This is a genomic window from Embleya sp. NPDC025285 (assembly GCF_055558835.1).
In genome coordinates this window covers 46359-65989 of record NZ_JBVHLU010000004.1, presented here as the reverse complement: position 1 = coordinate 65989, position 19631 = coordinate 46359, and the positions used below count along the sequence as shown (strand labels likewise).

At 72.4% G+C, this 19631-nt stretch carries 18 protein-coding genes; 6 read left to right on the top strand and 12 right to left on the bottom strand.

The window, feature by feature from the left end:
- Positions 1-153 precede the first annotated feature (153 nt).
- Positions 154-699, bottom strand: a complete 546-nt coding sequence (locus ACZ4FV_RS04105; RefSeq protein WP_395858967.1) for a YceI family protein — start codon at positions 697-699, stop codon at positions 154-156.
- 127 nt (positions 700-826) lie between these two features.
- Here ACZ4FV_RS04105 and ACZ4FV_RS04100 point away from each other — a divergent pair, with 127 nt between their 5' ends.
- Positions 827-1435 (top strand): MarR family winged helix-turn-helix transcriptional regulator, encoded by a 609-nt coding sequence (locus ACZ4FV_RS04100; protein WP_402231354.1) that lies wholly within the window; start codon positions 827-829, stop codon positions 1433-1435.
- 27 nt (positions 1436-1462) lie between these two features.
- On the opposite strand, the gene ACZ4FV_RS04095 is transcribed toward ACZ4FV_RS04100, so the two are convergent.
- The 5 genes from ACZ4FV_RS04095 to ACZ4FV_RS04075 form a co-directional block, all read right to left on the bottom strand.
- Complete coding sequence (locus tag ACZ4FV_RS04095) at positions 1463-2263, bottom strand: putative protein N(5)-glutamine methyltransferase (protein WP_465321789.1); 801 nt, start codon at positions 2261-2263, stop codon at positions 1463-1465.
- Between the two features lie 295 nt (positions 2264-2558).
- Entirely contained in the window at positions 2559-2867 is a 309-nt protein-coding gene (locus ACZ4FV_RS04090) for an MFS transporter (RefSeq protein WP_402231351.1), read from the bottom strand.
- Positions 2868-3302: 435 nt separating this feature from the next.
- On the bottom strand, positions 3303-4403 hold the full coding sequence (locus ACZ4FV_RS04085; RefSeq protein WP_465321787.1) for a terpene synthase family protein: 1101 nt from the start codon (positions 4401-4403) through the stop codon (positions 3303-3305).
- A gap of 210 nt (positions 4404-4613) precedes the next feature.
- Positions 4614-6716, bottom strand: a complete 2103-nt coding sequence (ligA, locus tag ACZ4FV_RS04080; protein ID WP_465321786.1) for an NAD-dependent DNA ligase LigA — start codon at positions 6714-6716, stop codon at positions 4614-4616.
- A 108-nt stretch (positions 6717-6824) separates the two neighbouring features.
- Positions 6825-8006 (bottom strand): MFS transporter, encoded by a 1182-nt coding sequence (locus tag ACZ4FV_RS04075; protein ID WP_395858961.1) that lies wholly within the window; start codon positions 8004-8006, stop codon positions 6825-6827.
- A 59-nt stretch (positions 8007-8065) separates the two neighbouring features.
- On the opposite strand from ACZ4FV_RS04075, the gene ACZ4FV_RS04070 reads away from it, so the two are divergent.
- Complete coding sequence (locus ACZ4FV_RS04070) at positions 8066-9118, top strand: ArsR/SmtB family transcription factor (RefSeq protein WP_395858960.1); 1053 nt, start codon at positions 8066-8068, stop codon at positions 9116-9118.
- Here ACZ4FV_RS04070 and ACZ4FV_RS04065 read toward each other — a convergent pair.
- Positions 9082-9408 carry a hypothetical protein gene (locus tag ACZ4FV_RS04065; protein ID WP_395858959.1) on the bottom strand — a complete coding sequence of 109 codons (327 nt, stop codon included), beginning with the start codon at positions 9406-9408 and terminating at the stop codon, positions 9082-9084. The genes ACZ4FV_RS04070 and ACZ4FV_RS04065 overlap by 37 nt on opposite strands.
- A 127-nt stretch (positions 9409-9535) precedes the next feature.
- Here ACZ4FV_RS04065 and ACZ4FV_RS04060 point away from each other — a divergent pair, with 127 nt between their 5' ends.
- Positions 9536-10294: a YqjF family protein gene (locus ACZ4FV_RS04060; RefSeq protein ID WP_402231346.1), complete on the top strand. Its 759-nt coding sequence runs from the start codon at positions 9536-9538 to the stop codon at positions 10292-10294.
- A gap of 366 nt (positions 10295-10660) precedes the next feature.
- Here ACZ4FV_RS04060 and ACZ4FV_RS04055 read toward each other — a convergent pair whose 3' ends face one another.
- Positions 10661-11188, bottom strand: a complete 528-nt coding sequence (locus tag ACZ4FV_RS04055; RefSeq protein ID WP_395858957.1) for a nucleotidyltransferase domain-containing protein — start codon at positions 11186-11188, stop codon at positions 10661-10663.
- A 107-nt stretch (positions 11189-11295) separates the two neighbouring features.
- Complete coding sequence (locus ACZ4FV_RS04050) at positions 11296-12726, bottom strand: amidase (protein WP_465321784.1); 1431 nt, start codon at positions 12724-12726, stop codon at positions 11296-11298.
- A gap of 220 nt (positions 12727-12946) precedes the next feature.
- Here ACZ4FV_RS04050 and ACZ4FV_RS04045 point away from each other — a divergent pair, with 220 nt between their 5' ends.
- Positions 12947-13597: a TetR/AcrR family transcriptional regulator gene (locus ACZ4FV_RS04045; protein WP_465321783.1), complete on the top strand. Its 651-nt coding sequence runs from the start codon at positions 12947-12949 to the stop codon at positions 13595-13597.
- A gap of 28 nt (positions 13598-13625) precedes the next feature.
- Here the strand turns inward: ACZ4FV_RS04045 and ACZ4FV_RS04040 are convergent, their stop codons facing one another.
- The 3 genes from ACZ4FV_RS04040 to ACZ4FV_RS04030 form a co-directional block, all read right to left on the bottom strand.
- Complete coding sequence (locus ACZ4FV_RS04040) at positions 13626-14573, bottom strand: carbohydrate kinase family protein (RefSeq protein ID WP_465321781.1); 948 nt, start codon at positions 14571-14573, stop codon at positions 13626-13628.
- An 88-nt stretch (positions 14574-14661) separates the two neighbouring features.
- Positions 14662-15693, bottom strand: coding sequence for a LacI family DNA-binding transcriptional regulator (locus ACZ4FV_RS04035; RefSeq protein ID WP_395858953.1), 1032 nt, complete (start codon positions 15691-15693; stop codon positions 14662-14664).
- A 133-nt stretch (positions 15694-15826) separates the two neighbouring features.
- On the bottom strand, positions 15827-17269 hold the full coding sequence (locus tag ACZ4FV_RS04030) for an AGE family epimerase/isomerase (RefSeq protein WP_465321779.1): 1443 nt from the start codon (positions 17267-17269) through the stop codon (positions 15827-15829).
- Between the two features lie 373 nt (positions 17270-17642).
- On the opposite strand from ACZ4FV_RS04030, the gene ACZ4FV_RS04025 reads away from it, so the two are divergent.
- On the top strand, positions 17643-18416 hold the full coding sequence (locus tag ACZ4FV_RS04025) for an ATP-binding cassette domain-containing protein (protein ID WP_395858951.1): 774 nt from the start codon (positions 17643-17645) through the stop codon (positions 18414-18416).
- Complete coding sequence (locus ACZ4FV_RS04020; RefSeq protein ID WP_465321777.1) at positions 18413-19558, top strand: ABC transporter permease; 1146 nt, start codon at positions 18413-18415, stop codon at positions 19556-19558. Before ACZ4FV_RS04025 ends, ACZ4FV_RS04020 begins: the two co-directional genes overlap by 4 nt.
- Positions 19559-19631 lie beyond the last annotated feature (73 nt).

Genomic DNA, 19631 nt, shown 5'->3' with positions numbered 1-19631 from the left:
AGTCACCGAGGCGTCGCGTGGTGCCGACGTCGTACGTACCGTCGGGTGCAACGGTCCGCCGACGTCCGACCGGGTCGGAGGTCGGCGGACCGGAACCGGATCTCGCCGCGGCGCGGGACACGTCCGGGGTGGCGGCCGGTCGGCGCGCGGGTGTCACGCCTGCTTGGCCTCGATCTCCAGGACGATGGTGATCTTGTCGCCCACGGCCGCGCCCGCGGGGCCGCCGGTGACGCCGAAGTCGCCGCGGCTGATCTCGGTGGTGGCGGTGAAGCCCGCGACCGGGCTGCCGTCGAAGCCGGTACCGAAGCCGTTGACCTCGAGTTCGAGGGTGACCTGCTTGGTCACGCCGCGCAGCGTGAGGTCGCCGTCGACCTGGTAGACCACGGAGGACTCGGCGCGGATACCGGTGGACACGAAGGTCAGGCTCGGGAACTCGTCGGTGTTGAGGAAGTCCTCGTTGCGGATGTGGTCGTCCCGCATCTTGTTGTTGCTGTTGACCGAGGCGGTCTCGATGGTGGCGGTGACCGACGACTCGAGCGGGTTCTCGGCGGTGACGATCGAGCCCTCGAAGGTGTCGAAGCGCCCGCGCACCTTGGCCACGCCCAGGTGGCGTACGGAGAACGAGACGTCCGAGTGGACCGGGTCGATGGCCCAGGTGCCCGCGATGTAGCCGGGAACGGTCTCGACGGAGGTGGTCATGGGAGCTCCTTATGGTGCACTGCGACGGGATGCGTCGATCGGCCGCCACAGGCCGCGGCGGTTTAGTTGAACGCTCAGAAACATAACACCCACAAGTTGAGTCTTCAACAAGATCTATGCTGTTTCCATGAACGACGACGATCGGCTGACCGCCTCGGAGCACGAGATCTGGCGCTCGTACTTCACCGGGACCAGGGAACTCGCGGCCCATCTGGACCGGCGGATGCGCCGCGAGGCAGGCATGCCGATGACGTATTTCGAGATCCTGGGCCTGCTCGCGGAGTCGCCGAATCGGAGCCTGCGGATGAGCGAGTTGGCCGCGGCGTCGTTGTCGTCGACCAGCCGGGTCTCGCACGCGGTGACCGCCCTGGAGAAGTCGGGATGGGTCTCCCGCCGCCCGGTCGAGGGGGATCGGCGCGGCTGGGTCGCGCGCCTGACCGACGCGGGCCTGACCGCCCTCGGCGCCGCCGAGCCGACCCATGCCGCGACGGTGCGACAACACCTGTTCGACGTGCTGACGCCGACCCAGGTGGCCGCGCTGGCCGAGATCGGCCGGGCCATCCAGGACGGCCTGGGCGTGGTCTGCGCGAGCGTGCGGGCCGCGGCCGCGGGCGCGGGCGCCGACGACGAGGACGCGGACGGGACGAAGACGGAGGAGATCGATACCGGGATGGACTGTCCACTCGATGGACTCGACGGGACCGCGTGTGCGGGAGAAGGCGGAGCCGGCCGTTAGGCGGCCCGCCGCTCCGCCCGTCCTCGCCTAGACCTCGTTCCGGCCGGTGGGCCGGGTGCCGATCACGACCGTGGCGTACCACTCCTCGGACTCCACGACCCGCGGGATCAGGCCCGCGCGACGGAAGACCTCGACGGCCTGCGGGGCCTGCCGTTCGCTCGTCTCGACCAGCAACCGGCCGCCCGGGGCGAGCCAGTCCGGGGCCGCCGCGGTGACCCGGCGCTGCACGTCCAGGCCGTCCGTGCCGCCGTCCAGCGCCACCCGGGGCTCGTGGATCCGGGCCTCCGAGGGCAGCAGTTGCAACTCATCGGTCGGTACGTAGGGCGTGTTCGCGACCAGGACGTCGATCCGCCCGCGCAGCGTCGCCGGCAGCGGTGCGAAGAGGTCGCCCTCGAAGACCCGGTCGGCGGCGATGTTGCGCCGAGCACACCGCACCGCCGCCGGGTCGATGTCGGCGGCGTACACCTCGACTTTGTCCACCGCCGCCACCAGGGCCGCGCCCAGCGCGCCCGAGCCACAGCACAGGTCGACCACCACGGCGCCGGGACGGGCCAGCGTGACGGCCTGGTCCACCAGGAACTCGGTACGCCTGCGCGGGACGAAGACCCCGGGGTCGACGACGATCCGCAGACCCCGGAACTGGGCCCAGCCGAGTACGTGTTCGAGCGGAAGGCCGGCGACGCGGCGATCCACCATGACCGCCAGTTCGGCCGGCGAGGCCGCCGCGGCGACCAACAGTTCGGCCTCGTCCTCGGCGAATACGCAACCGGCGGTACGAAGTCTGGTGACGATCACGGATGTGGGCCACGGTGACGCGGAAACCGACATGAGAGCCTTTCGGGATGCCGAAGGGTGCTCTCGAGGACTCACCTATGCCAGGTGGACCGCACGGTCGTGGAAGGAGAGCACCCGACCTGATACAGCGGTAATCGGTGCCACCTCCTCGAAACTCGGATCCGGTTTGCCCACGGTTGGGCGCGGCGGCCACACTACCGGACGCGAACCCCGCCGCACGCCGGGGTCGCGTCACCCGCGCCCGTTCCCGCGGTTCACGCCGGAGGGCGCGCCGTACGCGAGGGTCGCGTGTCCGCACCCGCAGCGCGCCGGTCCACGGCGACCAGGATCAGAGGCCGGCCAGGACGAGCGCGGCGGTGCCCGGAAAGCCCGCCGGGTAGCCCGCACCGCCGATCAGCGCACCGAACCCGACCGCGCCGATGCCCATGCCCGCGTCGAACGCGAGATTCCACAGCGCGCTGACCCGGCCGAACTCGTGTGGTGCGACCCGCTCGAACATCAGCGACTGGGTCACGTTCCGGGCGGTGCCGAAACCGGTCCCGAAAAACGCCGCGCCGATCAGCACGGTGACCGGCTCGTCCGGGCGGGCCAACAGCCCGCTACCCAGCGCGGTCGCCGCGATCGACGGCGCGAACAACCGGGCGTGCCGGTGCCGATCACCGAACCACCCGGCTCACCAACGGGCCGCCGGTGTGGTCCCGGATTGCGTCGACAGCGCGAGCGTGAACCAAGGAAAGCCGATCCGAGGACACCGCCGGCGGCAGGAACGTGCGGATCACGCCCGCCACGAACGTGCAGGCAGCGAAGACCACCGCCGGCCGGGCGAGCACACCGGTACCCAGGCCGGCCAACACGCCGCCCCGGTTCGTCGAGGCCGCCGGTCGGTTCGTTCGGCAGCACGATCGCGGTGCCGAACGCGCCGAGCGCGCACGCCGTCGAGAGCGCGAACACCGCGGTGATCCCCAGGTGTTCGCTCATCCACCGAGCCGGCAAAAGGCCCAGGACCGCCGGAACGCCGACCACCGCGCCGTACAGCCCGCGCCCCTCGCCGCGCCGTTCCGGTGGCACCGCCCTAGGGCCACCGGTGTCCTGCCGCGCCGCCGTCCCAGCCCCGGGGGCGACCGCGTGAATCGAGGAGGTTTGCGACGTACTCCGGGACGTGCAGCCCGCCGCCGGTCGCCCGGCCGCGCCCGGAGCCCTGGCGGCGGCCGACGCACCGGATGTTCTCCCAGGCCCAGGCCTCCGTGCCGGCCATGCGATGGTGCATCGCGGACACGCAACGCCCCAGCACCAGTTCGGTCCTCGGGTCGGCCGCCGCCGCGCCGCGCCCGCCCTGCAGGGCGCGCCGCGCGGCCATGAAGTCGGCCACCCGATCCTGGATCCGCGCGGCCACCGCCGCCTCCGCGTGCTCGCGGCCGACGTGCTCGACGTAGGCCAGCACGCCGACCAGGTCGGCGGGCGGGTCGGTGCCGACGCCGTCCCGGGATGCGTAGTAGTCGCCGGTCCAAGAGACCACGTCCGCTTGGGCGTTGCGGACGTCGTCGTAGGCGGCGCCGTCCCGAATCGCCGCCGGGAGTTCGCCGCCCGCGAGGTACTCGTCGAGCAGCAGGCATGGGAACTGCCCGCTGGCGACCCGTCGATACCGGATGTAGGCGTCCACGCCGCAGGAGAGTTCCCGGGTCGCCGGATGGGACGTGTTCGCCGACCGGCGCGCCACCCGGTGCAGCGTTTCCACGCCCTCGACGACGAATTGCTCGCGCCACTTCGTGCTCATGGCCGGATACACCCGCTCCAGGATGTCCGCCAGGGCGTGCGCCATCGCGCCGGCGCCGGGTTCGGCCCGCCCGGTGCGGTACACCGATTCGATCTGATCGATCAGGTGCTCCTCCGTGGGCGCGGTGTGCTCCTCGGGTTCGGCGTAGCGGTCGTGGGCGAGGAACTGCCATGCGATGAACTGCGCGTACAGGCACAGCAGTTCCGGAGCGGCGTCGGGGTGGGTATAGGCGGCGAGATCGGTGAGTCGTGCTTCGACCAGTCGCTTCTCGATGCCCGGGCCGTCGAGCAGGTGGTGCCGTCGGGCCCAGTCGAACAGCCCGCATTCCGCGTCGGGCGCGTGCGGATTGCGGTCGAGGGCGAACGGCAGCGGTATTCGCGGGGGATGTGCCTCGACCATGGGGGGACTCCATTCGTCGTCGAAGGGTGGTGCGGCCAAGGGGTTTCCGCGTACCGCGGACCTTCCCGGCCACCACCGGCTCCCGAACGCGACGATGCCGGCGTCAGGGGCGCGGCACAGCGATATCGCCCGTTTCCACCGCAGGACGAATGTGGATCTGCTATGGATCGTCCCCATGCCCGTGCCCCGACGGGGGCACGGGCGCGGCGCTCACGTCGGCAGCAACGCCCCTACCAGTTCGGCGAATTGCTCCGGGGTGATGATCTCGACGCCGAGCTTTTCCGCCTTGGCCCGCTTGGAGCCCGCCTTGTCCCCCGCGACGACCAGGGAGGTCTTGGCGGACACGCCGGAGGACGCGGTGCCGCCGGCGCGCTCGATCAGTTCGTTCATCTCGTTCCGGGACAGCGTCGCCAGCGCGCCGGTCATCGAACCGGTCACCACGACCGATTTCCCGGTGAGCGGGCCCGCCTCGATCGGGCCCACCGCGCCGCCCTGCTCGGCCTCGGTCGAGCTCTCGGCCGCGACCGGTCGCCCACCGGGCTCGGTCATGTTCACCCCGGCGGCGACCAACTTGTCGATCACGTCGGCCAGTTCGGCCAGCTCGGCGACGATCACCGCCGCCTTGCCGGGACCGATCCCCTCGACCTGTGCCATCGTCTCCACGTCCGCCGCCCGGATCGCGTCCATCGTGCCGAAGTGCCGAGCGATCCGCCGCGACATCGACCGCCCGGTCTGCCGCACGCCCAGCGCGCACAACACCCGGCTGAGCGGCTTGACCCGAGCCTCCTCGATGCCGGCCAGCAGCTTGTCGGCGATCTTGTCCACCCGGTCCAGCGCCAGGAACTGTTCGCGGGTCAGGGTGAACAGGTCGGCCATGTCGACGACCGCGCCGGAGGCGACGAGTTGCCCGACGATCCGGCCGCCGATGCCCTCGATGTCGAGCTGGTCGCGGCCCACCGCGTACAGGATCCCGGCCTGGAGACCGCACGCGCGGCCCTGCGCGCACCGCCAGCGCTGCTGCGAGGTGTCCAACTCGCCGCCGCACTGCGGGCAGGCGGTGGGGAACTCGATCGGCGTCTCGTCCCCGGTGCGCACGTGCACCAGCGGGGCCTCCACCCGGGGGATGATGTCGCCCGCCTTGTAGACACTGACCTGGTCGCCGATCATCAGCCCGCGTCGTTCGATGTCGGCCGGGTTGTGCAGCGTGGCGAAGCCGACGATGCTGCCGTCGATCTCGATCGGGTCCAGGATCGCGCGCGGCGCGATCACCCCGGTCCGACCGACCGCCCAGTCCACGCCGACGAGCCGGGTGATCTTGTGCACGGCGGCGAGTTTGTACGCGATCGCCCAGCGCGGCGCGCGCGACCCGTTGCCCGCGTCGGCCTGGTCCTGCGCGCTGTCGGCCTTGATCACCACGCCGTCGATGCCGAACGGCAGGTCGGCGCGCGACCCGGCGATCTCGTCGACGGCGGCCTGCACCTCCTCGACGCTCGCGCACACCCGCAGCCGCGCTGAGGTCCGCCCGGTGGTGAGCACGCCGAGCGCCTCGACCCGGGCCATCACCGCGGAGTGGTCGGCGGTGCGCAACTCCTCGGCGAACGCGCTCTCGTCGTCGGCGAGCGGCAGTGCGACGTAGCCGAAGAAGGTCATCGGAATCACGTATGGCCGGTCCTTGGCGCGCAGCGTGCCGGCCGCGCCGCCGCGCGGGTTGGCGAACACCGTCGCGCCGTGTTCCCGGCGGATCTCGTTGGCCGCCTCGAACTGCTCCGCGGTGAGCAGGACCTCGCCGCGCACCTCGATCGAGACCGGCTCGGTCAGCCGATCCGGCAGGCCGACGACGGTGCCGATCGCGTGCGAGACGTCCTCCCCGGCGACGCCGTCGCCGCGTGTGACCAGCCGCTCCAGCCGACCCTCGCGGTAGCGCACCGCGACCGCGAGGCCGTCCATCTTCGGCTCCACCGTCAGCGCCGCGACCGGCCGCTTGATCCGTCGCTCCAGCGAGGCGGCCCACGCGGTCAGGCCCTCGGGATCGAACACGTTGTCCAGGCTGAGCATCGGCACCGTGTGCGGCACGTCGCCGCCGGACAGCGCGCCCGCCGCGACCTTGCCCACCGGCGACTCGGCGAGCACCCGGTCGGGGTGCTCGCGCTCGTACACGCCGATCCCGCGCAGCAGGCTGTCGTACGTGTCGTCGTCGACGGTGGACTCGGCGCCGCCGTAGTAGGCCCGCGCGGCGGCGGTCACGGCCTCGACGGCCTGGGCATACGCGTCGAAGTCGGCGAGAACGGCGGCCGGCGCCGGGGTGTCGGTCATGCGCACATACTCTCGAACCGGACCGACATCGGCCGGATGGCGCGGTTGCGAAACCCGGCCGTCCGGCCGGCGCCCGCGCCGGACCGCCGACCGCCTCACCCGCGCCCCTCACGCCCCCTGGACCACCGGCCAGGGGTGCGCCCGCAGCCCCGCCGCCAACGTCAGGGTGACCGTGATCGACGCGCCGGCCAGCACGGTGATCGCCGTGGTCGGCGACGTCACCTGGGCGATCCCGCCCGCGATCGAGGCGCCGATCCCCTGCATCGCGACCATTCCCGACGAGTGCAGTCCCAACGCCTGGCCGCTCAACTCGTCCGGCGTCATCGCCATCAGGCGTTCCTGGAACAGCAGGCTCGCCGAATACCCGATCGACGCGAGCGCGACCACGGCCGCCGCGAGCGGAAGCGGCGGGTGCGCCGCGAACAGCAGGTACGGCGTGGCCAGCAGCAGCAACATCGGCGGCCCGAGCCGGCGCCGCCACGGTCCCGGGACGAAGCGACCGCCCAGCACGTCCCCGGCGAGCATCCCCAGCGCCGCGAACGCGAACAGCAGGCCCGCGTGGTCGGGCGCGAGCGGGATGAACAACGACTCGCAGCCGACGATCAGGCCGTTGGGCACCCACAGGGCGAGATACACGTACCGGCGCGGCTTGACCGACCACAGCAGCGTGTTGTTGCGCCAGGTCTCGGCCGGCGACGGCCGTCCGGCCGCGCGCGGCGGTCGCCGGGCCAGGCCGAACCGGGCCACCACGGCGGCGAGCAGGTACAACCCGGCGGCCACCACGAGCGTGCCGCGCGCGGTCAGCGCGCCGACCAGGACCGCGCCGAGCGAGAAGCCGACGATCTGAAGCGTCCCGTTGCTCATGTTGAGCACCGATCGCCCAAGCAGAAACCCGTCCCTGGGCAGGATCTCGTTGAGCAGGCCGTAGCGCACGCCGCCGCCCACCGCGGCCACCGCGCCCTCGGCCAACACGATGACGAACACCGCCCACAGCGGCAGCTCGGGGATCGCCAGTGCGGCGGTGCCCGACGCGAAGATCAGTCCGATCACCGTCATCGCGGCCCGCGGCGGCAACCGGTCCGCCGCCGACATCAGCGTCGTCGCCCCGATCACCTGCGCGAGCGAGCCGCCGAACATCCCCAGCGCGGCCAGCAACGGCGAGCCGGTCCGGTCGTAGACGAGCGTGCCCAGGGCCAGTGCGCTCACCGTCGTGGCCGCGACGTGCGCGGAGGAGACGGCGAACAGCGGGGTGTACTCCGGCGCTTCGAACAACTCTCGATAGGTGCGCATGGCGAGAGCCTCCGGCCCGACGGGCGGCGGACGTTAGTGTTTCGCCGGGAGGCGAAACCATGGGGTGGTGGCAGGTCGACGCGGACACCCTCGCGGGCAGCCGCTTCACGGTGTCGCCACTGGCCGAGGTCACCGCGACGCTGAAGACCCTGGAACGGGGGTCGGCCGCGCATCCGGGCGAGCGGGTCTGGCTGAACGCGCACCTGCCCGCCTATCGCGCCCGGCTGGCCGGGGACCCGATCACGGCATCGTTGTTGCGGATCGGCTTCGGCGGCACCTGGAACGCGGACTTCCTCACGCCGCCGCCCCCGTGTGCGGGGGAGCGGGCCTTCGTCGCGCAACCCGCCCTCGCCGCGGGATCGGCCTTCGCCGCGGAACTGGCCGGGATCCGCGGCACGTCCGGCGCCGCGGCCCGGGCGGACCTGGAGGTGTCGATGGGCGGCCCGCTACCCGCCGCCCTGCACCGATCCGACCTCGCCGAACGCGCCGCGGACATCCTGGACTGGGTCTGGGCCCGGGTGGTCCGGCCGGACTGGCCACGCCGGCGACGGATCATCGAGGCCGACATCGTCGCGCGTACCGGCCAACTGAGCCGAGGCGGCTGGGCGGCGGCCCTGGACGAGCTGCGCCCGGGCATGCGCTGGCTGGGCGCGAGCCGGTTGCGCATCAACGCGTACGACTACCCGCCCCGCGAACTCGGCGGCGCCCGCCTGTCGTTCGTGCCGGTCACCGCCGGGCGCGGCTGGGTGGCCTGGGCGGAGGCCCGCCACTACGCGGTGATCTACCCCTGCTCGGGCACGCTGGCCGATCCCCACCACAGCGCCGTCCCCGACTCGCTGGCCCGCCTGCTTGGCCCGGCCCGCGCCGGCGTGCTGATCCGCCTGGACACCCCCAAGAGCACCACCCAACTGGTCGCGCTCACCGGCCAGGGCCTGGGCTCCGTGGGCCGCCACCTCAAAGTCCTCCTGGACGCCCACCTCATCCTCCGCCGCCGCTCCGGCCGCTCCGTCCTGTACTACCGCTCACCGGCGGGCGAGTCCCTGATCACCGCCCAGACACCGACCGAGAGCGCGCTTCAGAACCACTGTGACCAGCCGAAGGTGAAGCGATAGGCCCGGCGCCCCGCCTCCGCTCCCCGGATGCCTCGGACGAGCATCACCGTCAGCGTCAGCACGAACAGCGTGGCGAAGGCGGCGACCACCAGGGCCCCGACGACGAGGCCACCGAGGAAGGCCGCGACCACACCGGCCACGAGTACCAGGCCCAGGCCGAAGTGCGCGTCGCGCGTGTCGGCGCGGAAGACCTCGCGCAACGCACCGCGCGACGCCCGCATGTCCCGGTCGTACCGCTCCCGCGCCGCCACCGGGTCGGCCTCGGGTCCCTCGGGCCACTGCTGCCGCATCGCGTCGTCCCCCGGCTCGACTGAACCGAAGCCTACGACGACCTTCCCGCCGAGGCGAGGCCCGAACCGCGGACCGCCGCCCGCGCGATGGCGCGCGGGGCCGTACCGGATGGGCCACCATGACCGGATGAGGACCGAACCCGTCACGCCGTTGTCGCCGCGCGGCATCCCGCACGTGCTGCTCACCCAGCGCTGGAGCGAACTCACCTTCGTGCACTGGGCCGTGCCGCCCGAGGCGGTCGCCCCGCTGCTTCCGGAGGGAACCCGGCCGGATGTCCTGGACGGCGTGACCTATGTCGGCCTCGTACCGTTTCGCATGGTGGGCGTCGGCTTCCTGCGGCTGCCGGGCGTGCCGTGGCTGGGCACCTTCCCGGAGACCAACGTGCGGCTGTACTCGGTGGACAGGGCCGGCCGGCGCGGCGTCGTGTTCCGCTCGCTGGAGGCCGCCCGCCTGGTGCCGGTCCTGACCGCCAGGGCCACCCTGCGCCTGCCCTACCGATGGGCCCGGATGCGGATCGACCACACCGGGGACCGGGTGCGCTACACGACCCGGCGACATCGCCCGGAGGGCGCGCCGAGAGGCGGCACGGTCGAGGTCCGGGTCGGCGCACCGGTGAGCGACCCCAGCCCGCTCGAACACTTCGTCACCGCCCGCTGGGGCCTGCACACCCGAGTCGCCGGACGCACCCTCTACCTGCCCAACGCACACCCGCGATGGCCGCTCCACCGCGCCGAGTTGCTGCATCTCGACGACGACCTGGTCGCGGCCGCCGGCCTGCCGCAGGTCGGCGGCAAGCCGGACAGCGTGCTCTACTCACCCGGCGTCCCGGTCCGCTTCGGCCCACCCCTCCCGGTCGACGACGAACCCCGTGGGCAGCCCGGCTGAGACGCTCCCGGGACCGGCCGACGACCGGCGGCGCGCACGATCGCGATCACCGCTGGTCGGCTGCCGGTCACCTCGGACGCCGGTGACCCCGGGCCCGGCATCGACCCCCGCACACGGTCGGCACCACCGGCCACACGGTCACACCCCACCTCGACACTCCACTCTGGCCGGGACACGCCGGAGTGCGGACGAACAACGCGAACGGATCGCTCATACGATCGATCCCCCGAGGCACCGACCCCACGTCGGTCGCCTCCGAGCCGCCGACCCCACGTCGGCCGCCCCACCGCCCCCACCCCACGAACCCGGCGTCCCACGCCACGAACTCGTCGCGCCCCACCACGGTCGCGACGACCCGGGCGCGGACTACCCGGCCATCCCCTTCCGCAGTCGGTCCACGTCCTCGATGTCCTTGGCCCGACGCGGACGATGCGGCATCCACGTGGGCGTCATCAGCTTTATCTCTATTTGCGCCTCGGGCGAGATGATCGGACAGGACAGCCCGGCCAACTTGCCCGGCGGGCCGTCCAGCATTCCCTCCGGCCACCGGGAGCCCGCCCACGGTCCGCCGGCCACGATCACGTGACCGTCGGGATCGCGGGCCAGGAAGGCGAATCCCAACTCCACGGCCCCCGTCGTGTAATCGAGTTGTTGCTCGGCGGGAGCACGAGGCAGGCGAACGAATCCACGCGCGGAGAACGCGGCGGTGAGAGCCGGGGCGTCCTGGGCCCACGCGAACCAGTCCACGTCCGCGTGCTCCCGGGTTATCCGGCCCAGGAAGAAGTCCATCGCCCATCCGCCACGCAACCAGACCTCTATACCCAACTCCCGGGCCAGGTCCTGGATTTCGACGATCAGTGCGAGTTGCCGGTCGGCATCCGACGACACAGTCATAGGTTTACCGTAGGGCTCCCGCCCCCGGCGCCGGCACGGTCCGCCCACGACGTCATCCACCCGTGACCGAAAACGACCCTAGGCCGACCCCGAGTCGAACAGCGGCCTCATCGCCCCCCGGCCGGCCCGCGCGGATCGATCGGGGCCAGGACCCCGAGCCGGTCCTCGATCGCCTGTGCGGCGAGCAGGCACAGGTCCTCCCGAAACGCGCGCCCGACGATCTGCACGCCGGTCGGGAGCCCGTCGACCACCCCGGTCGGCACGGCCACGCCGGGCACGCCCACGAAGCTGGTTGCCGTACACAGCCGCATCCCCGAGGCGACCCGGTCCCGCCCGGCCCGATCGCGCGACTCCAGTCCCGGTTCGACCGGCGGCTCGGTGAACGAGGGGCCGAGCAACAGCGGGTACTCGTCCAGGAATTCGGCCCACGAGCGGCGGATGTTCAGCCAGGTTCCGCTCAGCCGCACCAACTCGTCCGCGCCGACCGGCGGGGTCTGCTCCATCGCCATCGCGATATACCGATCGCCGCCCTCGCCGAGCAGCGTGCGCACCATCGGCCAGGTCGGCGCGAACTCGGTCACGGTGATCCGGCCGTACGCCTCCAATGCCTCGTCCAGCCTCGGCACATCCGCCACTTCGCGTACGTCGTACCCGGCGTCGCGCAGCGCGACGGCGGCGGTCTCCACGGCCGCGCGCACCGTCGGATGCACCCCGTGCCCGCCCGGATCGCTCACCACCGCGACCTTGATGGGACCGGGGAGCGGTTCGCCGTACGCCGGCACCGGCATCGCCCGCGGATCGCGCGGATCGGCCCCGACCAGCACCTCGTACACCAGCCGCAGATCGCCCACGGTGCGCGCGAGCGGGCCGTCGGTGACCAGCAGTTGAGACGCCGGGCCCGGGTCGTCCGGGCCGAACGCGCGATGGTCCGCGGCGAATCGGCCGGTGGACGGCTTGAGCGCGGCCACGCCGCAGAACTGGGCAGGCACCCGCAGCGACCCGCCCGAGTCGTTGCCGAGTCCGAGCGCGGCCATGCCGGTGGCCACCGCCACCGCGTCGCCGCCGCTGGTGCCGCCCGGCGTGCGGTCGCGATCCCAGGGGTTGACCGTGTCGCCGAACAACTCGCTGCGCGTGTGCATCCCGGCCAGGATCAGCGTCGGAATGTTGGCGTGTCCGATCGGGATGGCGCCGGCCGCACGCAGCCGGGCCACCGGCGGCGCGTCGGACGGCGCCACCAGGTCGCGAAAGCGCGGCACGCCGAATGTGGTCGGCACACCCTCGACGGCGGTGGTCTCCTTGACCGTGAACGGCACGCCCGCCAGCGGACCCGGCGTCGCACCGGCGGCCCGCCGGCGGTCCGTGCGCGCCGCGGCCTCTCGGGCGCGCTCGGCCATGACCTGGGTGACCGCGTTCACCTGCGGATTCACCTCGGCGATGCGCTCCAGATGGCTGTCCACCACCTCGATGGCCGAGACCTCCCCATCGCGCACCGCCGCCGCCAACGCGGCGGCGGACATCCTCCACAGGGCCTCCCGCATGGTGCGCACTCCTTTCCGTCCACGTTCCGATGCACTTGCATCGGAACTGTAACCCGGGAATCGATACGAGCGCATCGGATAAAGTCACCGGCACGAACGAGCGTCGCGCGCGGCCGGCCGCGAACGGGCGACGCGCCGACCGCGAATCGGCGGCGCGTGGTCGCGAACGAGTCGACCGGACCGTGCACGAGCGCGCCGGGATACGGAAAGGCAACCGGACATGCCCAAACAGGTGGACCACGCGAGCCGCCGCAGGCAGATCGCGGAGGCCGTGTGCTCCCTCGCCGACGAACGCGGCCTGGAAGGGGTGACCCTGCGCGACGTCGCCGCCCGGGCGCAGGTGTCGATGGGCGCCGTCCAGCGCTGCTTCGCCACCAAGGAGGAGATGCTGGTGTTCGCGCTCGGGCAGATCGGCGAACGCATCGACGAACGCGTCCGGGCCCGACTGGTCGCCGGCCCGGCCCAGTCGGCCCGCTCCGAACTGGGCCACGCGGTCACCGAGATCGCGCTGCTCGACGAGGAGCACCGGGCCGAGGCCAGGGTCTGGCTGGCCTTCGTCGCCCAGGCGGCCGTCAGCGACGCGCTCGCCGGACCGCTGACGGCGAGTTACGCGGCGCTCCACGCGGCATTCACCCACCTCGTCACGGCAGCCGCCGCCGACCACACCCCCGCCGCCGACCACGCCGCCGGAGCCGATGTCGCCGACCGCGCCGCACCGCTGGACGCACAGGGCGAGGCCCGCACCCTGCTCGCCCTCGCGGACGGGCTCACCACCCACGTCCTGATCGGTCACCTCACCCCGGAGCAGGCTCGGGAGGTCCTGCACACCCACCTGGAAAACCTCTGGCACCGCCCGCCCGGGACCGGCTGAGTCACCGTCGCGACCCCTGCTTCGCTCGCTACTCCCGACCGGCTTCACAGGAGAGCCCGTGCGTGCGCCGATACGCGCTCAGCTCCGCCGCCGTGGGCGGGTTCGCGCCCGCTCGGGAGCAGGTGAGGGCAGCAACCACCGACGCGTCCGCGAGCAGCGTGCCGAGCGTCGTCGGGTCGAGGTCGCGAATGCCGGCGGGGTCCAGGAGATTCCGGCGACGCAGCGCGTCCAGGAGGCCGGCCGTGTACGCGTCGCCCGCGCCGACCGTGTCCACCACCCGCACCGGTCGGGCCGGCGCCGTCGCATGACCCGCCCGGCATGCCCCGTACGAGCCCTCGGCACCGCGCGTGACCACCACCAGGCTCGGACCCAGTGCCCGCCAGGCATCCGCCGCCGCGACGAAGTCCCGCCCCGGGTATAGCCATTCGAGGTCTTCGTCGCTGACCTTGACCACATCCGACAGGGCCACCAACGACTCGATCCGGGTCCGGGTCCGCTCCCGATCGCCCATCAGGGACGGCCGGCAGTTCGGGTCGTAGGAGACCACCGTCGTCCCGCTCGCGTGCTCGGCCGCCAGCACACGCCGCACGGCGTCCGCGCCGGGAGCGAGCGTCGCCGCGATCGAACCGGTGTGTACGCACCGGGTCGTGGCCGGAACGCGGATCGGCTCCGGCAGCTCCCAGGCGATGTCGAAGGTGTAGGTGGCCGCACCCGCCGCGTCCAGATCGGCGCGCGCCACGCTCGTTCGACCCGCGTGCGCGCTGCCGGGCGCGACCTCGACCGTGCTCGCGGCCAGGTGCGCGGCGATCAACGCGCCGTGCGGGTCCCTCCCGTGGCGGGTGATCAGGTGGACCGGCACGCCGAGCCGGCTCAGACCCACCGCGACGTTGGCCGGACTGCCCCCGGGGTGGGCGAGCGGTTCGCCGCCCCGCACGGACACGAGGTCGATCAGCGCCTCGCCGATCACGGTGATCACGGGTGGGTCCTCCCGGCTGAGCCGTCGTTGCGGTGGGTGACCCGACGACCGGCCCCGACCGGCCGGGCCTGGGGGGACGTGCGGCCGGTCACGGACCGACCTCGCCGGAGCCGCGGGGGATCAGGCGGGTGCGCATGTGGATGTGTTGTACCGGCGTCGCGTCGCCCGCCAGCCGGCGGAACAGCAGGTGCGCGGCGGCCTGACCGATGCCGAACGGGTCCTGGGCGACCACCGTCACGGCGGGCACGAGCATGTCGGCGAGTTCGAAGTCGTCGAAACCGACCAGGGCGGGTTGCACCGGGGACCGGCGGATCTCCCGCACGGTCTCCACCGTGAAACGGCTGTTACCGCAGAAGACCGCCGTGGCCGGATCCGCGCCGCCGAGCATCGCGCGCAACCACACGCGTAGTTCCGCACCGTACGGCGGCCCGTTGTAGACCAGACGCGGATCGAGTTCGACGCCCGCCTCGGTCAACGCCTCGCGGTAGCCGCGCAGTCGTTCGTGCGCGGTGAAGATCTCCAGGCGGTCGCCGATGAACGCGATCCGCCGATGGCCGTGCCGGATCAGGTGCTCGACGCCGTTCCGGGCACCGCCGACGTTGTCGACCAGTACGGTGTCCGCCTCGATGTCGCCCGGCGGGCGGTCGACGAAGACGCACACCATCCCGGCCTCGATCTCCGGCAACAGGTAGGTGTGGCTGCCGCTGGCCGGAACCACGATCAGTCCGTCCACGCGGCGCGCGCACAGGGCCAGCACGAGATCGCGCTCCTTGTCGGGATCCTCCGCGGACGACGCGCTGAACAACACCGTGCCGTGCTGGTGTGCGATGTCCTGGATGGACCGGGTCAGCGCGGAGGAGAACGGGTCCGCGGCGTCCTCCAGGACCAGGCCGATGCTGGAGGTGTGTCCCGAGCGGAGCTGCGCCGCGCTGTCGTTGCGGCGGAATCCGGTCTGCGCGACAGCCGCCCACACCGCCTGCTGCTTCACGGCGCTGACGTTCGGCTCACCGTTGATCACTCGCGAGACGGTCTTGATGCCGACGCCGGCGATGGCGGCCACGTCCTTCATCGTGGAGCGACCGCGCCCGCGCGGTCGCTCCGGTGTCGTGGGGCCGGCCATCGGGGGTCCTACCTTTCGAGCGGCCGGGCTCGTGCCCGGCACCCATGGTGCGTAGCTCGTGGGACGTGGAAAGCGGGGGAGCGGGAAACGGGGTATCGGGGTCGGGCGGCGGGCGATGAAGGTGGTCGTCGGATCAGCGGGTGGCTCGGCGCAGTGCCTCGGCGATGGTCGGAGCGGACCGCAGCCGAGGCAGCAGGGTGGCCTGGACCGCGTGGTACGCGTCGGGTTTCCCCTGCCAGACGGTGGCCGAGGGCCGCGTGTCGGCGTCGAGTTCGTGATGCCAGCTGCCGTGCTCGCGGTCCAGGAACACGGCGTCGGCATGCTCCCACCACGCTCGGTACCAGTCATCGTAGTCGGCGACCCCGGTGGCCCGACGCAGTGCCGCCGCGGCCGTGATGGCCTCGGCCAGGACCCAGTGCATGCGGGTACGGACGACCGGTTGCCCGGCCCAGTCGAGCGTGTACACGAACCCGGGCCGACCGTCCGCGTGTCCGCCCTCGCGTACCGCGGCGGCGAACAGGTCGACCGCGTCGGCGCGCAGCCACCCGGGCGGATCCGGCAGCGAGTCGGCCAGGGAGAGCAGCAGCCGGGACCACTCGAACCAGTGCCCGACGGTCGCGCCGTAGGGGCGGAACGGGTCGGCGGGGCGCTCGCGGTGGTACTCGCGGCGCGGTGTCCAATCCGGGTCGAAGTGTTCGATCAGCCGCCATCGGTTGGCGCGGGCGTGGTCGTGGACGACGCGTTCGGCGATGCGCAGGGCGCGGGTACGCCACTTGTGTTCCCCGGTGGCGTCGGCGGCGGCCAGGAACGCCTCGACGGCGTGCATGTTGCTGTTGGCGCCCCGGTACGGCTCGCCGGTGGTCCAGGTGCGATCCCAGGATTCGGCGCAGGCACCCCGGTCGGCCTCCCAGAATCGGAGTTCGACGAGGTCCAGGGCCTCGGCGAGCAGGGCGGACGCGTCCCGGTGGCCGGCGGCAGACGCGCTCGCGGCGGCCAGGACGACGAACGCGTGGTCGTACATGCGCTTGCCGTCGAGGCGTTCGGCGTCGAGTACGGGTCGCCCGGATCGGGTCACCACCGGATGCCAGCCGCCGTGCTCGTGGTCGTGCAGCAGCTCGGTCAACGCGGCGAGACCGTGCGCCACCAGGCCCGCCGCCTCGCGGGCATCGACATCGCCGCCGCCGGCCGTCCCTCCCGGCGGGCCGTCCCCGAACGACCGCCCGCCGAACGGTCCCGACCCGAGAGGCCCGCTCACGAACCCATCCGCGGCGAACCCATCCGCCGCGAACCCATCCGCCGCGAACCTCTCGGCCGAAGGACCCGCGGCCACCCCGCCGGCCTCGCCCACGCCCGCCCCACCGTCCCGGCGAAGCTGCGCCAGCGCGAACACATGCGTCATCCGTGCCGTCACCCACGTGTGCACGACCCCGTCCGCCACCGGCCTGCCGACGTCGTCGAGCCACCCGAAGCCGCCTTCGGCCAGCCGCGAGCCCCGGGCGAATCGGATCAGTCGATCGCACTCCGCGTCGAGCCAGGCCACGTGTTCGGGGGAGTCCCCCAGGGGTTCAGCCGCCATATGCCGCACGCTCCCTCTGACATCGTTGTCAGACGGACCGTACTCGGCTCCCCGCAAGCTGTCGATACGCCACACCTCAACCAGCCCTCGATCAACCCCCAGCCATCGCACGAGCAGCCCATGGTGTGACCCATCTCGGGGGCAATCGCCGTAATCCCCAACAGAACAACGGGAGATGCGCGTCACATCCGAGGTTGCCGAAACTCTTGACACCTGCCGGTGGGGCCAGCACTGTACTGACACCGTTGTCAGACGGTGGATCGCACCAACTCCCCTCGCCCCCGTTCTGACACGCGTGCGAACTCGCGGCGCCCCCGGTCCCGGCCGAGACGGCTCGTGCGGAACAACCCGACAATCCGAAGGAGTTGGGCACGTGCAACCCCTGATCGAAGGCCGCGGCCTGGTCAAGCGGTACGGCCAGGTGCAGGCCCTGCGCGGCGCCGACTTCACCGTCTTCCCGGCCGAGGTCGTCGCGTTGATCGGTGACAACGGCGCGGGCAAGAGCACTCTGACCAAGGCGCTCGCCGGCACCGAACGTCCGGACGCCGGCCGGATTCTCTTCGAGGGCCGTCCGGTCACCATGCAACGACCAACGGACGCCCAGGAGTTGGGCATCGAGACGGTCTACCAGGACCTCGCCCTGGCGCCCGACCTGGACGGCCCGGCCAATCTCTTCCTCGGCCGCGAACTGCTGCGCAAGGGCCTGGCCGGACGTCTGGGCGTGCTGGACAAGGCCGCGATGCGCGCGCGAGCGGTCGAGGCGTTCGCCCGGCTCGGCGTCGAATTGCAGGACGTGGACGCCCCGATCGGGACACTCTCCGGCGGCCAGCGGCAGAGCGTGGCCATCGCCCGCGCGGTCGCCTGGGCGGACAAGGTGATCTTCATGGACGAGCCCACCGCGGCGCTCGGCGTTCTGCAGCGCGGCCGGGTGATGGACGTGATCCGCCGGGTCCGGGACAGCGGTATCGCGGTGGTGCTGATCAGCCACAACATGCCCGAGGTGCTGTCGGTCGCGGACCGCGTCGAGGTGTTGCGCCTGGGTCGTCGAGTGGCGAGCTTCACCGCGGCGGACACGACGGTGGAGGAACTCGTCGGCGCGATGACCGGCGCACTGGACGGACTCGATACGCAAGGAGCGCCGGTATGAACCTCGACAAGACGGCCACCCCACCGGGTCACCCGGAACCGGACAGGGACCGGCGCGACGAGCGGCCCGAGGCCCGGCCCGACCACCGACCCGAGGGCCGGGACGAGGGGCGGCCCGACGAACACGGCGAGGACGCCCCCCAGGGTCCGGGATCCGCGTTGCGCGCCGCGATCCGGCGCCGGTTCGCCCGCACCAACTCGTGGTGGACCTTCCTGGTCCTGATGGTGTTGGTGACCGCTTTCTCCATCATGCGGCCCGAGGAGTTCCCGACCACCTTCAACCTGCGCAACGTGGCCACCGACGCCGCGGTGCTGCTGATCGTCGGCGTCGGCATGACCTTCGTGATCATCATGGCCGGCATCGACCTCTCGGTCGGCTCGGTCCTGGTGTTCTCCGGCGTCGCGGCGGCCAAGACGATGACCGCCGTCGCCGGCGCGGACGCCGGCTGGGGCGCGATTCTGCTGGGCGTCCTCGCCGGTCTCGCCGCCGGCGCCGCCTGGGGTGCGTTCAACGGCTTCCTGATCGCCAAGGCCCGAGTGCCCGCGCTGATCGTCACGCTCGGCAGCCTGGGCATGGCGCTCGGCCTGGCCCAGGTGATGACGGAGGGTCAGGACGTCCGGGGCGTACCCACCCGATTCACCGACACGATCGGCAACGGCCGATTCCTGGGCATCCCCTGGCTGGTGGTGATCGCCCTGGTGGTCACCGCGCTCGGCGCGCTCACGCTGGCCACCACGCGGTTCGGCCGACGCACCTACGCGGTCGGCTCCAACGCCGAGGCGGCCCGTCGCGCGGGCATCGGCGTCGACCGGCACATGATCAAGGTGTACGCCCTGTCGGGCACGCTGGCCGGTCTCGCCGGTGTGCTCTCCCTCGCTCGTTTCACCACCACCACGATCGGCGGCCACGCGAACGACTCGCTCGGCGCCATCGCGGCCGTCGTCCTCGGCGGCACCAGCCTGTTCGGCGGTGTCGGCACCGTGGTCGGCACGCTGATCGGCGTGTTCATCCCCGCCATCCTGCAGAACGGCTTCGTCATCCTCGGCGTACAACCGTTCTGGCAGAGCGTCGCGGTCGGAGCCGTGCTGATCGCCGCCGTGTACGCCGACCAGTTGCGCCGCCGCGGCCGACAACGCCGCTGACCGCGCGGGCCGTTCGTCCGGAGCGCCCGGTCCGGCCGCCCCCGCTCGACCCGTCGGCCGTCCGGGCCCATCC

Excerpts from the sequence above, each read along its gene's own strand:
- ACZ4FV_RS04020 (WP_465321777.1), top strand. The coding sequence starts at position 18,413 with ATGAACCTCGACAAGACGGCCACCCCACCGGGTCACCCGGAACCGGAC.
- ACZ4FV_RS04050 (WP_465321784.1), bottom strand. The coding sequence starts at position 12,726 with ATGCGGGAGGCCCTGTGGAGGATGTCCGCCGCCGCGTTGGCGGCGGCG.
- ACZ4FV_RS04095 (WP_465321789.1), bottom strand. The coding sequence starts at position 2,263 with ATGTCGGTTTCCGCGTCACCGTGGCCCACATCCGTGATCGTCACCAGA.
- ACZ4FV_RS04085 (WP_465321787.1), bottom strand. The coding sequence starts at position 4,403 with ATGGTCGAGGCACATCCCCCGCGAATACCGCTGCCGTTCGCCCTCGAC.
- ACZ4FV_RS04045 (WP_465321783.1), top strand. The coding sequence starts at position 12,947 with ATGCCCAAACAGGTGGACCACGCGAGCCGCCGCAGGCAGATCGCGGAG.
- ACZ4FV_RS04035 (WP_395858953.1), bottom strand. The coding sequence starts at position 15,693 with ATGGCCGGCCCCACGACACCGGAGCGACCGCGCGGGCGCGGTCGCTCC.
- ACZ4FV_RS04060 (WP_402231346.1), top strand. The coding sequence starts at position 9,536 with ATGAGGACCGAACCCGTCACGCCGTTGTCGCCGCGCGGCATCCCGCAC.
- ACZ4FV_RS04105 (WP_395858967.1), bottom strand. The coding sequence starts at position 699 with ATGACCACCTCCGTCGAGACCGTTCCCGGCTACATCGCGGGCACCTGG.
- ACZ4FV_RS04065 (WP_395858959.1), bottom strand. The coding sequence starts at position 9,408 with ATGCGGCAGCAGTGGCCCGAGGGACCCGAGGCCGACCCGGTGGCGGCG.
- ACZ4FV_RS04055 (WP_395858957.1), bottom strand. The coding sequence starts at position 11,188 with ATGACTGTGTCGTCGGATGCCGACCGGCAACTCGCACTGATCGTCGAA.
- ACZ4FV_RS04100 (WP_402231354.1), top strand. The coding sequence starts at position 827 with ATGAACGACGACGATCGGCTGACCGCCTCGGAGCACGAGATCTGGCGC.
- ACZ4FV_RS04070 (WP_395858960.1), top strand. The coding sequence starts at position 8,066 with ATGGGGTGGTGGCAGGTCGACGCGGACACCCTCGCGGGCAGCCGCTTC.
- ligA (WP_465321786.1), bottom strand. The coding sequence starts at position 6,716 with ATGACCGACACCCCGGCGCCGGCCGCCGTTCTCGCCGACTTCGACGCG.
- ACZ4FV_RS04075 (WP_395858961.1), bottom strand. The coding sequence starts at position 8,006 with ATGCGCACCTATCGAGAGTTGTTCGAAGCGCCGGAGTACACCCCGCTG.
- ACZ4FV_RS04030 (WP_465321779.1), bottom strand. The coding sequence starts at position 17,269 with ATGGCGGCTGAACCCCTGGGGGACTCCCCCGAACACGTGGCCTGGCTC.